This is a genomic window from Pseudomonas sp. CP-1, assembly GCF_021213715.1.
Lineage (GTDB): Bacteria > Pseudomonadota > Gammaproteobacteria > Pseudomonadales > Pseudomonadaceae > Pseudomonas > Pseudomonas aeruginosa.
On the sequence record NZ_JAJQKY010000019.1, the window covers coordinates 54,008 to 67,167 of the forward strand.

At 60.9% G+C, this 13,160-nt stretch carries 13 protein-coding genes and 1 pseudogene; 11 read left to right on the forward strand and 3 right to left on the reverse strand.

What is annotated here, in order from left to right:
• Positions 1 to 401 precede the first annotated feature (401 nt).
• The 7 genes and pseudogenes from LT948_RS26770 to LT948_RS26800 all read left to right on the forward strand — a co-directional run bounded on the left by LT948_RS26770 (position 402) and on the right by LT948_RS26800 (position 4,767).
• Positions 402 to 722, forward strand: coding sequence for a hypothetical protein (locus tag LT948_RS26770; RefSeq protein ID WP_063891128.1), 321 nt, complete (start codon positions 402 to 404; stop codon positions 720 to 722).
• Between the two features lie 218 nt (positions 723 to 940).
• Positions 941 to 1,411 (forward strand): hypothetical protein, encoded by a 471-nt coding sequence (locus tag LT948_RS26775; RefSeq protein ID WP_153549580.1) that lies wholly within the window; start codon positions 941 to 943, stop codon positions 1,409 to 1,411.
• A 260-nt stretch (positions 1,412 to 1,671) separates the two neighbouring features.
• Positions 1,672 to 2,070, forward strand: a complete 399-nt coding sequence (locus LT948_RS26780) for a hypothetical protein (protein WP_071534682.1) — start codon at positions 1,672 to 1,674, stop codon at positions 2,068 to 2,070.
• A gap of 167 nt (positions 2,071 to 2,237) precedes the next feature.
• Complete coding sequence (locus tag LT948_RS26785) at positions 2,238 to 2,930, forward strand: transposase (protein ID WP_023098295.1); 693 nt, start codon at positions 2,238 to 2,240, stop codon at positions 2,928 to 2,930.
• A gap of 360 nt (positions 2,931 to 3,290) precedes the next feature.
• Positions 3,291 to 3,884 (forward strand): hypothetical protein, encoded by a 594-nt coding sequence (locus LT948_RS26790; RefSeq protein ID WP_103119302.1) that lies wholly within the window; start codon positions 3,291 to 3,293, stop codon positions 3,882 to 3,884.
• A 111-nt stretch (positions 3,885 to 3,995) separates the two neighbouring features.
• A pseudogene (locus tag LT948_RS26795) lies at positions 3,996 to 4,192 on the forward strand (transposase); the annotation flags it as partial.
• Positions 4,193 to 4,371: 179 nt separating this feature from the next.
• On the forward strand, positions 4,372 to 4,767 hold the full coding sequence (locus LT948_RS26800; RefSeq protein ID WP_003083536.1) for a hypothetical protein: 396 nt from the start codon (positions 4,372 to 4,374) through the stop codon (positions 4,765 to 4,767).
• Positions 4,768 to 5,037: 270 nt separating this feature from the next.
• On the opposite strand, the gene LT948_RS26805 is transcribed toward LT948_RS26800, so the two are convergent.
• The gene (locus tag LT948_RS26805; protein WP_003142338.1) at positions 5,038 to 6,447 is read right to left on the reverse strand and encodes an MgtC/SapB family protein; all 1,410 of its coding nucleotides are present in this window, start codon (positions 6,445 to 6,447) and stop codon (positions 5,038 to 5,040) included.
• 163 nt (positions 6,448 to 6,610) lie between these two features.
• Between LT948_RS26805 and exoT the strand changes: the two genes are divergently transcribed.
• From exoT to LT948_RS26825, 4 genes are all read left to right on the forward strand, one after another.
• Positions 6,611 to 7,984 (forward strand): T3SS effector bifunctional cytotoxin exoenzyme T, encoded by a 1,374-nt coding sequence (exoT, locus tag LT948_RS26810; protein WP_003111705.1) that lies wholly within the window; start codon positions 6,611 to 6,613, stop codon positions 7,982 to 7,984.
• A 496-nt stretch (positions 7,985 to 8,480) separates the two neighbouring features.
• Positions 8,481 to 9,167, forward strand: coding sequence for a CsgG/HfaB family protein (locus tag LT948_RS26815; protein ID WP_003111706.1), 687 nt, complete (start codon positions 8,481 to 8,483; stop codon positions 9,165 to 9,167).
• A gap of 30 nt (positions 9,168 to 9,197) precedes the next feature.
• The gene (locus tag LT948_RS26820) at positions 9,198 to 9,551 is read left to right on the forward strand and encodes a DUF4810 domain-containing protein (protein WP_003083569.1); all 354 of its coding nucleotides are present in this window, start codon (positions 9,198 to 9,200) and stop codon (positions 9,549 to 9,551) included.
• A complete protein-coding gene (locus LT948_RS26825; RefSeq protein WP_003083573.1) occupies positions 9,548 to 10,213 on the forward strand; it encodes a DUF799 domain-containing protein in 666 nt (221 codons plus the stop codon). Before LT948_RS26820 ends, LT948_RS26825 begins: the two co-directional genes overlap by 4 nt.
• A gap of 14 nt (positions 10,214 to 10,227) precedes the next feature.
• Here the strand turns inward: LT948_RS26825 and LT948_RS26830 are convergent, their stop codons facing one another.
• Entirely contained in the window at positions 10,228 to 10,611 is a 384-nt protein-coding gene (locus tag LT948_RS26830) for a helix-turn-helix domain-containing protein (RefSeq protein ID WP_023098297.1), read from the reverse strand.
• Between the two features lie 281 nt (positions 10,612 to 10,892).
• Positions 10,893 to 12,554 carry a hypothetical protein gene (locus tag LT948_RS26835; protein ID WP_023095016.1) on the reverse strand — a complete coding sequence of 554 codons (1,662 nt, stop codon included), beginning with the start codon at positions 12,552 to 12,554 and terminating at the stop codon, positions 10,893 to 10,895.
• Positions 12,555 to 13,160: the final 606 nt, after the last annotated feature.

Sequence of the window (13,160 nt, forward strand, 5' to 3'; positions counted from 1 at the left end):
CCCAAAGTTTTCTCGAATGCCGATGATTTCGCACGCTTTGGTACAGATGCGCGAGAGGGTTTAGCGAAAGCCGGCTATGGGAACGTAGAGCCCATTCTTCAAGGGAGTGCTATAACGGGGCAGAGTTTCAAGACTGGACAAGCGTTTGATGTTGGTAGGGTGAGTGACTTCGATATTGCCTTGGCAGGCTCTGAGTTGTTGCAGCGTGCACAGTCGCTAGGAATAGGTTTGAGAAGCGGCGGTACTCGTACTGGTCCTCTGAGCGGAAGAGATTTGCAAGCACTTGGATTAAAAGATCTAGCTAGAAAGCTAAGTGCACAAGCAGGGCGTGAAGTTAACTTTATGATTTATGATTCTGCGGCAACGGCTGCAAGCCGCGCTCCGAGCCTGGTACTTCCAAAATGATTGCATATGACTTGTACGGAACGAAAAATCTCAGCCTTTTTCTGGCAAGAGAGCATATAGAGAAAATTTTTGGAGTGTCTCTTGATGAAAGAAATAGTTCTTATCAAGGAGGGGATTACTACATGCTTGGTAGTAATGATTCGGAGAATTTTATTCTGAAAGCCAATCTTGACCCTCTTGATGATGAACCAGTAGAGTTAAATTTTCCTGACTACCCTATTTTGCTCTATATAAACGCCACGACACGTTCATCTGCTATAGAAGGGGTAATCAAGAAGGGTGCATGCTTTAAGCTGCTCAGGCATGAAATGTTCTAGGAATGAAAAAGCATAAAGGGGACAGATCTATTTTCCCTACTCTAATTTTCTAAGCAAGGAGGCTCCAGCGCAGACGCCGTAAGGAGGCTTCGCGATGCCTAGGTCAGGGCGCATGGTTTAGCGAATTATTTGCTTTGAGCGTTTCAGAGTGGGCGCCGTCGCCGAAATTAGAGTAGTAAAAATAAAATCTGTCCCCTTCCCAATTCGGATGAGATACCATGAAGAAAATAGTATCTTTTAAAGATTTAAAGTGTTTGAGTAATTATGAATTATGGAAGTCCGGTTGGGAGAATAAGAATGAGATTGATATTTTTTCATATATTTCCTATGAAATCAGGCCAGAAGATTTATTGATCTTGGGGAAATTGGTTTTTCCTGATTTTATCTTGGATAGGGGGGCGGTAATACTGGAGATGAACTATGAGGCAGAAAAGTTTAATGGCTGGATGGCAAGATTCGAAGATGATATCCAGTCTGTAGAGAGATTTGTTAATCATACTCATATTTATGACATTTTTTCCGGGTGTAGTGAGGATGTAGAAGATGAAATTTTTGAGCAGCTTGCTCATATGCTTTCTCTATCATGGCGCTTAATTTTAAAAGAGAAATTTCCAGATAGAGATTTTTCGGTTTTGCTATCTTGCTCAGATCAAGATTATGGCCCTACTATTACTTTTTTCCAGAAATAAAAATACTTTATTAAATAAAGAATAAGTAAAGGGGTAGATTCATTTTCCCTACTCTAATTTCCTGAGCATGGAGGCTTCAGCGCAGATGCCGTAAAGGAATTTCGCGATTCCTAGGTAAGGGCGCATGGTTTAGCGAATTAGAGTGTTTCAGCGTGGGCGCAGTCGCTGAAATTAGAGTAGTAAAAATAAATCTGTCCCTTTTCCTGTCCTGTCCCTTTTCCTGTCCCTTTTTCTACATTTAGTCCGAGGTAGATCAGATTATGGATGAAAGGCAGAAAGTATTATGTGCACAGTTTGTTAAAATGGGATCTGAGCAGGCTGCCGAATGGTTAATAAACAGATATCCGGTAGACTCCATAGATTATGGTGAGGCTCTGTTGTTGATCCCGCATCGATCTTGGAGGCGATCCGACCAGAAGCGACTGGCTCAGCATTATTTTAGAAAACTACCTTTCTCTGGTGCGGGAGGGTATGAGGCGTTTGCTTCATTTATGTCTGTAAAGACTTTTCTGGATTGTGTTAGGGAACGCTTGCCAATGAGCGCTTCTGATGCAAGCTTGCTGCTGTATTACTTGACCCCTGTCCTTAACAAATTTGCAAAAAACGAATCTGATCGACAGCTTATTATGAGTTTTTTAAATGAAATACGGCCCTCATGATCTTACTGATTTGCTACAATCCGCTGCTCTGCTGGGCCTGCTGTTGTAGAAGTAAAAAATAAAGAAGGAATAAAGGGGACAAAGAATAAAGGGGACAGATCTATTTTCCCTACTCTAATTTTCTAAGCAGGGAGGCTCCAGCGCAGACGCCGTAAGGAGGCTCCGCGATGCCTAGGCAAGGGCGAGTGGTTTTACCGAATTATCCGCTTCACGTGGTCCAGCGGGGACACAATCGGCAAGTGGTATTCGCCGAGGACGAGGACTACCAGCGTTACCTCTCCGATCTACGGGACCTCAAGGATGCCTTTGGTATCAAGGTCTACGCATTTTGCCTGATGACCAACCATGTCCATCTGCTCTTGGCGCCTGGTGATTCGCTGTCTGGCTTGGCGCAACTGATGAAAACGCTGGCGGCGCGCACGACACGATATCGGAATCGCTTGGAGGGCCGTTCCGGAACGTTGTGGGAAAGTCGCTATAAATCGAGTGTCGTACAGAGCGATGCCTACCTGCTGGCGTGTTGCCGGTACATCGAACTGAACCCTGTTCGGGCGCGGATGGTGGACGATGTGGCGGCCTATCCCTGGTCAAGTTATGGGCTGCGGGCGGATTGGTTGAAGGAGCCAAACTGGTTGGATATGGATCCCTGCTTCATTGAGCTAGGTCAGACGGCCGAAGAGAGATATCGGCGATACGTAACGTTCATGAAAGAGGCGATACCGGCCGAGGAATTGAGGCTGATTCGCGAGGCGGTTCAGCGTGGACAACTGACGGGCAATCAACGGTTCGTGGACGAGACCGAGCGGGTAGCCGGGGTGAGAATAGAGCGGCGTGGGCAAGGGCGGCCGAGATTAGAGTAGGGAAAATAAATCTGTCCCCTTTTTTCGTCCCCTTTTTTCCGCAAGGGATAATTCGCTAGGAGAGGTTGTTGCTAGTAACCCGTTCATTCCAAAGAGTGCGGGCGGTACTAAATCAATGATGGATTTTCTGCCGGAAGCTACTCGTGTGATAGAGCCTGGGGGAAAGATATTTATCAATGCGAACGCTGCAAACCCTTACGGAAAGATCCCAAGTGCATCTGAATTAGAGTCTCTAGGGCTGCGAATTATACAAAATGGCCCTCTTGACTCCAGATTCTCAGGGCAAACATTTCTCCGTACAGATGGAAGTGTAATTACGAATCTCGACAGCATGAAAACTATCGTTCTGGAGAAAATCAAATGATGATTTTCGTTGATTTTGATGAGCTTGGTACATTTAACTGCACATACGGGTTTTCGGAAGAAAAGTCTGGTGCGCTTAGAGTCTTTGTTGAGGGTGGACTGGCGTTCCCATATGGGATGTTTTTAAAGGAAGAAAATGGTGTTCGCTTTTTTAAATGTGAAAAAGATAATTCTGAGAATGTGGGGGAGATATTTCCAAGACACTATATTTACGATCCATCAAGGCGGGTTGAATATGTTGAATGGGAGTTGAGTGACGATCATCTTTTGAGGGCTCGCACTAAATCTGGCGAGTGGGTTCAATATACAAGCAAAGCCGACAGTCAATACGCTATGCATGAGTTTGTTGGTGGTTGCTGGTTTGTTTTTGAAGGCGCTCACTTTTCAAAAAGGATAACTAATGAATATACAGATGGTCGAGAAGAGTCTGCTGGAAATAAAGTGATTCAAGAGTTTGGTTCCCGTTCTTGTATTGATGCTCTTTCCAGAGAGTATTTGTTAGAGGGGGTTCTCGAAGTTCAGCCGGGGCCGGGCTGGATGCTTTGGTATATTTATGCGAAGTCATTTCACATTGAGATTCCAGACGTTTGAAGCCCCCCGGTTCTCGCCCGGGATAGAGAACAAAGGGGACAGATCTATTTTCCCTGCTCTAATTTTCTAAGCAAGGAGGCTCCAGCGCAGACGCCGTAAGGAGGCTCCGCGATGCCTAGGCAAGGGCGAGTGGTTTACCGAATTATCCGCTTCACATGGTCCAGCGGGGACACAGTCGCCAAGTGGTATTCGCCGAGGACGAGGACTACCAACGCTACCTCTCCGATCCTCAAGACCTCGAGGATGCCTTCGATAACAAGCTCCATGCATTTTGCCGAATGGCCACCCATATCCATCTGCTCCTGGCGGCTTGCCGACCCTCCTTTCTACTGCCCCGTCGCACAGCGCCCCAATGTACTAGTACACCGGAAACCGCCGTCTCCCGTTGAACGGGCGGGCCCCGGCCCCCTACCATTCGCAGCACACCGACCCGCGCAAAGGGAGCGGGATGCCGCGTAGGCAGGCCGCCATGGAAGGAGAAGCACATATGCCGGTACTGGCTCTGAGACTCACCGCCCTGGCGGCCCTTGCGATCAGCGTGTCGGGGTGCGTCATGGAGGCCTATGGCAGTCGCGCGCGTAGCGATGCGCAATCCTGGATCGGCTTGCCGATCCAGGACGTGATCAAGCGCTTCGGCGAGCCGGAACGCGTGACGGGGGATGCCGCCAGGCAGAAGTACGTGTGGAAGGAGTACGAGAACTATAGCCACGACTACGACTACACCTACTACGAGCAGGGCCATGGCAATACGCCCAACAGCTCGGTCCTGAACCAGAAGACCGGCACGGCCAACCAGAGCGGCTATTACACCTGCATCTACGAGTTCTTTGCCGACGCCTCGGGCAGGGTGGTCGATGCGACCGCGCGGGGTGAGTGCCGCTAGTTCCGGGCGCCCTTCACGCCGCAAAGGGCGATTGGCTCAGCCAGCCACCGCCTTGTCTCCGACGTCGCAGAGACGCCTCAGTCCAACGCGGAGGCGTCCCCTCCCCTCGCTCCGCCGTGATCGCCAGGCCGCCCTGCCTCACCCGGGTCCTGGTCCGGTCCTTGGCCTTGAAACCCGGCCGTTGCAGCCAGTAGCCGCGCAGGTTGATGCGGGGCGCCAGGCGGTTGTCGTCGCGTTCGTCCAGCGGCGCTCCGGGGTTTCCCCGGCGCCTCACAGCAGGATCAGCAGCGCTCCTACCAGCAGCCCCGCCAGGCTGAAGGGTAGCGTTTGCAGGGCCAGCCGCTTGCCGCCCACCAGCACGACCAGGCCGGCCTTGACCAGGCTGTTGCTCAGGGCGGCAAGGGCGATGCCGCGGCTGGCCACGCCTGGATCGAGTTCGCCCTGCGCCGCGCGGGCCAGGGACAGGGTGATCGCGTCGACGTCGGCGAGGCCGGAGAGCAGCGCGACCGCGTAGATGCCGGCATCGCCGAACAGCCGCCGGCCGACCTCCACCAACAGCAGGATCGCGCTCAGCAGGGCGGCGAAGCGCAGGGCCGGGAGCAGTTCGAAGGGGTTGCGCAGGCCTGGCTCGTCGGGCGCCTCCTGGCTGGCGCGGCCGCCGCGCAGGGCGTGGAACAGCGTGCCGCCAAGGTAGACGAGGGTGGTGGCGGCGAATGGCAGGGCCAGCTCCTTCAGCAAGGCCGGGTGGATCGCGCCGATCTCGACGAGGATGCGCGGGAACATCAGCGCCGAGGTCGCCAGCAGGGCGCACGCCAACAGGGCGTCGGGCATGCGCTCGCGCAGGCGCGCCAGGGTCAGGGTCATCACCGTGGAGGACACCAGGCCGCCGAGCACCGCGGTCAGCAACAGGCCCTTGCGCGAGCCGATCAGGCGGATGGCCAGGTAGGCGGAGAAACCGAGGGCGGCGATCAGCACCACCATCCACCAGGTCAGGTAGGGATTGAAGAACGCCCAGGGACCATAGCCCTGGTTGGGCAGCACCGGCAGCAGGACCACGGAGATGAACAGCAGCTTGAGGGTGCCCGACAGTTCCTCGGCGGTCAGGCGCTTCAGCAGGGCGTGGAGCTTGTCCTTGAGGCTCAGCAGCAGGGTCAGCACGATGCCGCCGGCGGCAGCCAGCAGGCGCTGTTCGGTGAGGGCGAGGCTGCCGAGGAGGAAGGTCATCAGCAGGGCGATCTCGGTGGTCATGCCCTGGTCGCCGCCACGCCTGACATCGCTCACGTAGCCGGCCACGGCCAGCGCCGCGAGGGCCAGCAGCAAGGCTACCCAGACCGCGCTGCCCAGTTCGCCCGCGAGCAGGGTGGCGAAGCCGCCGAGCAGGCCGGCCAGGCTGAAGGTGCGGATTCCGGCGATCTGCCGCGCATCTTCGTGGTCGCGCTCCTGCCAGCCGCGCTCGGCGCCGATCAGAAGGCCGATGGCCAGGGCCGTGCACAGGCTCAACAACAGATCCAGGGAAAGCGTCATGCTCGATTCCATTCGCCGGGAGAGAGGATGGCGACGTGCCTGTGCGCACCATAGCAGCAGACGACCCCGAGGTGCCTGCACGGCGGTACGCCGTCCGCCATGAGGCCGGCGCTGCCGCCGGTATCCATCGGGTTCTCCGCCCCGGTGTAGGCGCACGGGAGCTGGCGTAGGGAAAGTCCGCTGTTTTTCGGCCGCTGACGGTTCTCTTTCCGCGTGCTCCGACGGCCGCCAACAGTAAAAAAACCACGGCCAATCCTGATAGGCGGAGGGGCGCCTCGTTCCTAGACTGGCGGGGAAACATCAGGAGACGTCAATCATCATGCATATTCAATCATCTCAGCAGAACCCGTCTTTCGTGGCTGAGTTGAGCCAGGCCGTGGCCGGGCGCCTGGGACAGGTCGAGGCCCGCCAGGTGGCCACTCCCCGGGAGGCGCAACAACTGGCCCAGCGCCAGGAAGCACCGAAGGGCGAGGGCCTGCTCTCCCGCCTGGGGGCTGCCCTCGCGCGTCCCTTCGTGGCGATCATCGAGTGGCTGGGCAAACTGCTGGGGAGCCGTGCCCACGCCGCCACCCAGGCGCCGCTCTCCCGTCAGGACGCGCCGCCTGCCGCCAGTCTCTCTGCCGCCGAGATCAAGCAGATGATGCTGCAAAAGGCACTGCCCCTGACCTTGGGCGGACTTGGCAAGGCGAGCGAGCTGGCGACTTTGACAGCGGAGAGACTGGCGAAGGATCACACGCGCCTGGCCAGCGGCGACGGCGCTCTGCGCTCGCTGGCCACCGCCCTGGTCGGGATTCGCGATGGCAGCCTGATCGAAGCTTCCCGTACCCAGGCTGCCCGCCTGCTCGAACAGAGCGTTGGGGGGATCGCGCTGCAACAGTGGGGGACCGCGGGCGGTGCCGCCAGCCAGCATGTACTCAGCGCAAGCCCGGAGCAACTGCGCGAAATCGCCGTCCAACTGCATGCGGTAATGGACAAGGTCGCCCTGTTGCGCCACGCGGTAGAGAGCGAGGTAAAGGGCGAGCCTGTCGACAAGGCGCTGGCGGATGGCCTGGTGGAGCACTTCGGGCTGGAGGCGGAGCAGTACCTCGGCGAACACCCGGACGGGCCGTACAGCGATGCCGAGGTGATGGCGCTCGGTCTCTATACCAACGGCGAGTACCAGCACCTGAATCGGTCCCTGCGTCAGGGACGGGAGCTGGATGCGGGCCAGGCGTTGATCGACCGGGGCATGTCTGCCGCGTTCGAAAAGAGCGGACCGGCTGAACAGGTCGTGAAGACCTTCCGCGGCACCCAGGGCAGGGATGCCTTCGAGGCGGTGAAAGAGGGCCAGGTCGGCCACGACGCCGGCTATCTCTCCACCTCCCGGGACCCCGGCGTTGCCAGGAGCTTCGCGGGCCAGGGCACGATAACCACCCTGTTCGGCAGATCCGGGATCGATGTCAGCGAGATATCGATCGAGGGCGATGAGCAGGAGATCCTCTACGACAAGGGGACCGACATGCGCGTGCTTCTCAGCGCCAAGGATGGGCAGGGTGTGACCCGTCGGGTGCTCGAAGAGGCCACGCTGGGGGAACGGAGCGGCCACGGCGAGGGACTGCTCGATGCCCTGGACCTGGCAACCGGGACGGATCGTTCAGGCAAGCCCCAGGAACAGGACCTGCGCCTGAGAATGCGCGGCCTCGACCTGGCCTGACCGGTCGACGGCAGAGACGGACACTCCCAAGGGGTGTCCGTTTTCGTTTGCGCCGTACAGCGTCGGGCGCAATGGGCGGCAAGGATGCCTGCCTGGCTGCCACCGGTTGGTGGCGGACACCGGTGCCCGGCGTCCCACCTCGATCCTGCGAACGAGACGCAGTCAGAATTCTCCGAGTATGCTTCCTGCATAACGAAACGATCGGAATAACTGTGGTAACTTTGCCGCCCACCGAGATGGCCTATTGATGGCTCATACGGTTCGTGCATCGCTTCCCGCACGATTGTTTCGGATTTCCAAAGGCCGGCCGGGAGCGCCGGTTGATCGACGCATTCGTATTTCAAGGAAAGAAAACGTGGCCATCCCATTTCGCCCCTCGCCTTGGCGCGCCGCCGTGCCGCCTGGCCTTCCTCGATTTTCACTACGCCCTCTTTTCCGCACACGGGTCGGCTAGAAGCCGCTCCGCGTCGATAGCGTTTTTTTCCAGGAGAACCCCATGAGTCACAGCGCCAAGAAAGCACTACTGCCGCTCCTCGCCGTCGCCACCCTGGCCGGCCTGGCGGGCTGCGCCACCGAGACCTCCACCGCGTTGCCGGTACAGCAGGTCGAGAGCGTCAACCGACCCTACAGCGGCGTGCGTTCGCCGATTGCGGTAGGCAAGTTCGACAACCGCTCCAGCTACATGCGCGGGATCTTTTCCGATGGCGTCGACCGCCTCGGCGGCCAGGCCAAGACCATTCTCATCACCCACCTGCAGCAGACCAATCGCTTCAACGTGCTGGACCGCGACAACATGAGCGAGATCCAGCAGGAAGCGGCGATCAAGGGCCAGGCCCAGCGCCTGAAGGGTGCCGACTACGTGGTGACCGGCGACGTCACCGAGTTCGGCCGCAAGGAAGTCGGCGACCGCCAGCTGTTCGGCATCCTCGGCCGCGGCAAGTCGCAGATCGCCTACGCCAAGGTGGCGCTGAACATCGTCAACATCTCTACCTCGGAGGTCGTCTATTCGACCCAGGGCGCTGGCGAGTACGCCCTGTCCAACCGCGAGGTGATCGGCTTCGGCGGCACCGCCAGCTACGACTCGACCCTCAACGGCAAGGTTCTCGACCTGGCCATGCGCGAGGCGGTGAACAAGTTGGTCAACGCGGTCGATAGCGGGGCCTGGAAGCCACAGAACCAATAATCCACCAGAAACCAGGGAATCACGGCACACATGAGCAAGACGATCACATGGACGGCGGCGCTGCTGGGGAGCATGGCGCTGGCCGGGTGCAGCGGACCGAAGACGCTGTACCAGTGGGAGGGCTACCAGGCCCAGGTCCACGAATACTTCAAGGGTGAATCCAAGGAGGCCCAGGCGCAGGCGCTGGAAGCCGACCTCGAGAAGATCCGGGCGAAGAACGGCGCGGTGCCGCCGGGCTACCACGCCCAGCTGGGGCTGCTCTATTCCAGCATTGGCAAGGACGACCAGATGGTCCGCGAGTTCGAGACCGAGAAGGCGCTGTTTCCCGAGTCGGCGACCTACATGGACTTCCTCCTGAACAACGCCCGTGGAGGTGCCCGTTGAAACTCGCCCGACTGTCCGGCCTGGTGGCCGGTTTCACCCTGCTGGCCCTGCTCGGCGGCTGCGCGCCGACCAAGAGCGTCGACTACTCGGCGTTCAAGCAGGCCAAGCCGCGCTCGATCCTGGTCCTGCCGCCGCTGAACGAGTCGCCCGACGTGAAGGCGACCTACAGCATGCTCTCGCAGGTCACCTTCCCGCTGGCCGAGGCCGGCTACTACGTGGTGCCGGTGGCGCTGGCCGACGAGACCTTCCGCCAGAACGGCCTGACCAGCGCCGGCGACGTGCATCAGGTGTCCCCGGCCAAGCTGCGCGAGATCTATGGCGCCGACGCGGCGCTGTACGTCACGGTGAGCGACTACGGCACGCGCTACATGGTGATCAGCAGCGCGACCATCGTCACCGCCAGCGCCAAGCTGGTCGACCTGCGATCCGGCACCACCCTGTGGACCGGCTCGGCGACCGCCTCCAGCGAGGAAGGCAACGGTGGCAACAACGGCGGCCTGGTGGGCATGCTGATCACCGCGGCGGTCAAGCAGATCATCAACAGTTCGGTGGAGGACGCCGGTTATCCGATCGCCGGGATGACCAGTGCGCGCCTGCTCTCGGCCGGCCAGCCGGGCGGACTGTTGTACGGCCCGCGCTCGCCGAGGTACGGCAGCGACTGAGCCGTGCGCCGGGGCTACGGGGACGTTTCCGTGGCCTCGGCGCAAGCCGCCGGGAGGGGCTTGGCCGCTGCGTTGCGCTTGGCCATGTACTGGCGGATCAGGTCGTCGAGCAACGCCCGGATGGCGCGCCGCTCGTCCAGCCGCAGGCGGCCGATGGCCTCGAACTGCAGGCGCAGGTCTTCCGGTAGCGCCTGCCGCTCGCTGCGCTCGCAGACCAGCCAGTCGAGGGGCACCGCGAAACGTCCGGCGATGGTTTGCAGCACCGCCAGCGACGGCTGCCCGCCCTTGGTTTCGAAGTGCCGCAACTGGCTCACGGTGACGCCCAATCGCTCGGCCATCTGCCGTTGGGTCAGGGCGTTCTGCTGGCGTAGGCGTAGGAGATTCTGCGCGAAGCTCATGGAAAACTCTCCAAGTCAGGGGAAATCCTTGCCACCGCCCCGGTGATGCGGGCGATGGCGGTTGTCTCCATCATCGGCGTTCGCACTCTTCGACTCTGCCCTACCGTTCCGGCGCGGGCCTGGGAAAGCTCCGGGTCGTGAGTCCGAGGTTTCCCCGCGTGCCGCCTTTTTCGATTCAGTAGAGGCTGAAGCGACGGGCTACCGTCCCGTTGGCCTACGTCGGCGGCAGTTTGGCTCCGCGGCGAAGCGATAGGACGCGAGGGCCTTGCGCCTGGCGAGGACTAGTCCGCTTGCGCCCCCTGCGCCAGGGCGTTGCCGACGCCCACCAGCAGCGCCCGGGTCTGCGCCACGATGGCGCTGCGGTAGGCCTCGTAGCGGGCGTCGCTGATGGCGTTGTCGTTGCGCGCGCCGCCGCCGCTCGCCGGTACGCCGGTGTAGTAGTTGTTCATCACCGGGACATGGATGTGCCCGGCGGGAATCTCCAGGCGGAACGCGTCGCGCAGCACCGTGTTGCGGTAGGCGCTCTCGTTGGACAGGTAGTCGCCGCCACCGCCGTTGCGCGCGCAGATCCGTCGGTTCGGCGGGAGCACCAGGGAGGGATCGGGCATGGCGTTCATCACCCCGTTGGTCGGCACGTTTTCGGTGCGCGGGTTGGCGCAATCGGGGAAGAAGTCGTAGTTGGTGTGCCAGGTGACGTCGAAGCCTTCCGCGGCCTGGCTGGTAGCGCCCGGCGGCCGCTCGATGCCGCGCCAGGTATCGGCGGCGAGCAACTGGCGGACCGGCAGCGAGGCCTTGGAGAACTGCGCCGGCAGGTTCTGCCGCCAGCGGCTGGCGCTGTCGTAGCCGAGCCAGCGGCGCGGCGGGTTGATATTGCAGCCGGAGCCCCGCAGGGAAATCGGTGCGGTGCCGGGATTGGTCACGCTGCCCAGGGGAAGCACGTAGTTGGGCAAAGCGCTGTCGGCGGGGCAGTAGACGATGCCGTCGTTGCCGGCGGAGGAGCCGTGGAAGCGGCCGTTCCAGGCCTCCAGCCAGAACTGGTTGGCGCCGCCCTGGCTGATGGTGATGGAGGCGTCGACCCGGCGCGGACCGGGGCGGAACCAGGGGCCCAGGGTGTCTTCCTGCATGCCGCGGTTGAACGGGTCGTAGCTGACCGGCAACAGGTAGGCCTCGATACGCAGCAGGCTGCCGTCGGCCAGCCTGAACTCGCGGCCGTCCAGCGCAAGGGCGGTGGCGCCCGAGGGGTTGCCGTTGCGCAGGCCGGTGTTCGCTGTCCCGGGAGTGCCCAGGGTGAAGACGTCGAAGCCGCTGATGATCATCCGCCGGTAGCGCGAGCCGTCGGCGGCGTAGCGGCGCGGCAGGTCGATGTCCAACTGTCCGCGCGAGGCGCGTTCGAAGCGCCATTGCAGCGCCTGGGCCTGGGCCTTGCCGAGGCGGAAGGATGGCGCCCATTGGCGCAGGGTGCGGGTCATGTAGAGGCGCGTCCAGTAGAGCATGCGGTCATCGCTGGCCGGCAGCGCGCCGGCGGGAATGGCACGGCGCCCCTGGGCCCGGTCGACGGCGGCGCGCCACAGCGCGCGGCCCTCTTCGGTGACCAGCTTCAGTGCCTTGGCGTAGCTGGTGACCGGGGTGCGGCCGTCGGCGGCGCACAGGCGCTTGGCGAAGGCCGGTTCGAAGCCGTCGAAGCCGGCGCCCTTGACGATGCGCTCGGCCAGCGGCGTCTGGTCGTGGGTGACGACGTTGGCGCCGCTGAACGGCAGCGGCGTGTCGAGCCGGCGCTCCTCGTAGGACAACGCTGCCTCGCGGTCCCAGGAACAGGCGACGCTGGGCGGCGTGCGGGCGCCGGCGAGGTCGCCGTTGGCGGCCCAGCCGGCGCCGGGCAGCAGGGCCGCCGAGACGGCCAGGGCGAAGAGGGAGTATCGGCTTGCGTGAGGGGCGTAGCGCATCGGGTGGACTCCTGTTCTTGTTCGGTTCATGGGTCGATCGGTGCGGCGGGCGGAGCGCGGGCGAGCGGCGCCCGCCGGCGGCGCGGGGGCCGGGGCCGACGCAAGGTGCGTCGCGGGTTGCTGCGGTGGCGGACGGGAGGGCGGTGCTAGGGGGCGTGTGTCGCCGGTAGACGGAGGCGCGCGGAGGGAGGGTTGCGGGACGACGCGGAGGCGTCTGGGAAAGTCAGGTCCTTTGCCATGGATGCACCGATCGTTGTTCTTGCTGTTGTGGGGCGTCGGTGGGTGCACGGCCGGACTTCGCACCCGTGCGGCATTCTTGGAGGCGCCGGCGCGGGGCGTCCAACGAATTTATGTGGCCGCCGGGGATAGGAAAAGTTGATGGAGAACCGGTGCCGAAGCCCCCTGCCCCGGTACTTTCGCTGGCGCTGCGGCAATCCACCGCACTGGCGCGTTCGCTCGGGCTGGTCTTTGCTCTCCGGGGTCCGGCGGCTCGCCGGCGAGTCTTGCGGTGCGCCGCGAGCGGACGGGCGTTCGGTCCTTCTGCAGGCAAATGCCCTTGTTTTCGGAGAAGGACACGGATCGTTGATCGCTGTTTCGACCAAGGAG

Coding starts and splice junctions, on each gene's coding strand:
- LT948_RS26785 (WP_023098295.1), top strand. CDS start 2,238: ATGCCTAGGCAAGGGCGAGTGGTTTTACCGAATTATCCGCTTCACGTG.
- LT948_RS26830 (WP_023098297.1), bottom strand. CDS start 10,611: ATGAGCTTCGCGCAGAATCTCCTACGCCTACGCCAGCAGAACGCCCTG.
- exoT (WP_003111705.1), top strand. CDS start 6,611: ATGCATATTCAATCATCTCAGCAGAACCCGTCTTTCGTGGCTGAGTTG.
- LT948_RS26835 (WP_023095016.1), bottom strand. CDS start 12,554: ATGCGCTACGCCCCTCACGCAAGCCGATACTCCCTCTTCGCCCTGGCC.
- LT948_RS26770 (WP_063891128.1), top strand. CDS start 402: ATGATTGCATATGACTTGTACGGAACGAAAAATCTCAGCCTTTTTCTG.
- LT948_RS26820 (WP_003083569.1), top strand. CDS start 9,198: ATGAGCAAGACGATCACATGGACGGCGGCGCTGCTGGGGAGCATGGCG.
- LT948_RS26800 (WP_003083536.1), top strand. CDS start 4,372: ATGCCGGTACTGGCTCTGAGACTCACCGCCCTGGCGGCCCTTGCGATC.
- LT948_RS26780 (WP_071534682.1), top strand. CDS start 1,672: ATGGATGAAAGGCAGAAAGTATTATGTGCACAGTTTGTTAAAATGGGA.
- LT948_RS26790 (WP_103119302.1), top strand. CDS start 3,291: ATGATGATTTTCGTTGATTTTGATGAGCTTGGTACATTTAACTGCACA.
- LT948_RS26775 (WP_153549580.1), top strand. CDS start 941: ATGAAGAAAATAGTATCTTTTAAAGATTTAAAGTGTTTGAGTAATTAT.
- LT948_RS26815 (WP_003111706.1), top strand. CDS start 8,481: ATGAGTCACAGCGCCAAGAAAGCACTACTGCCGCTCCTCGCCGTCGCC.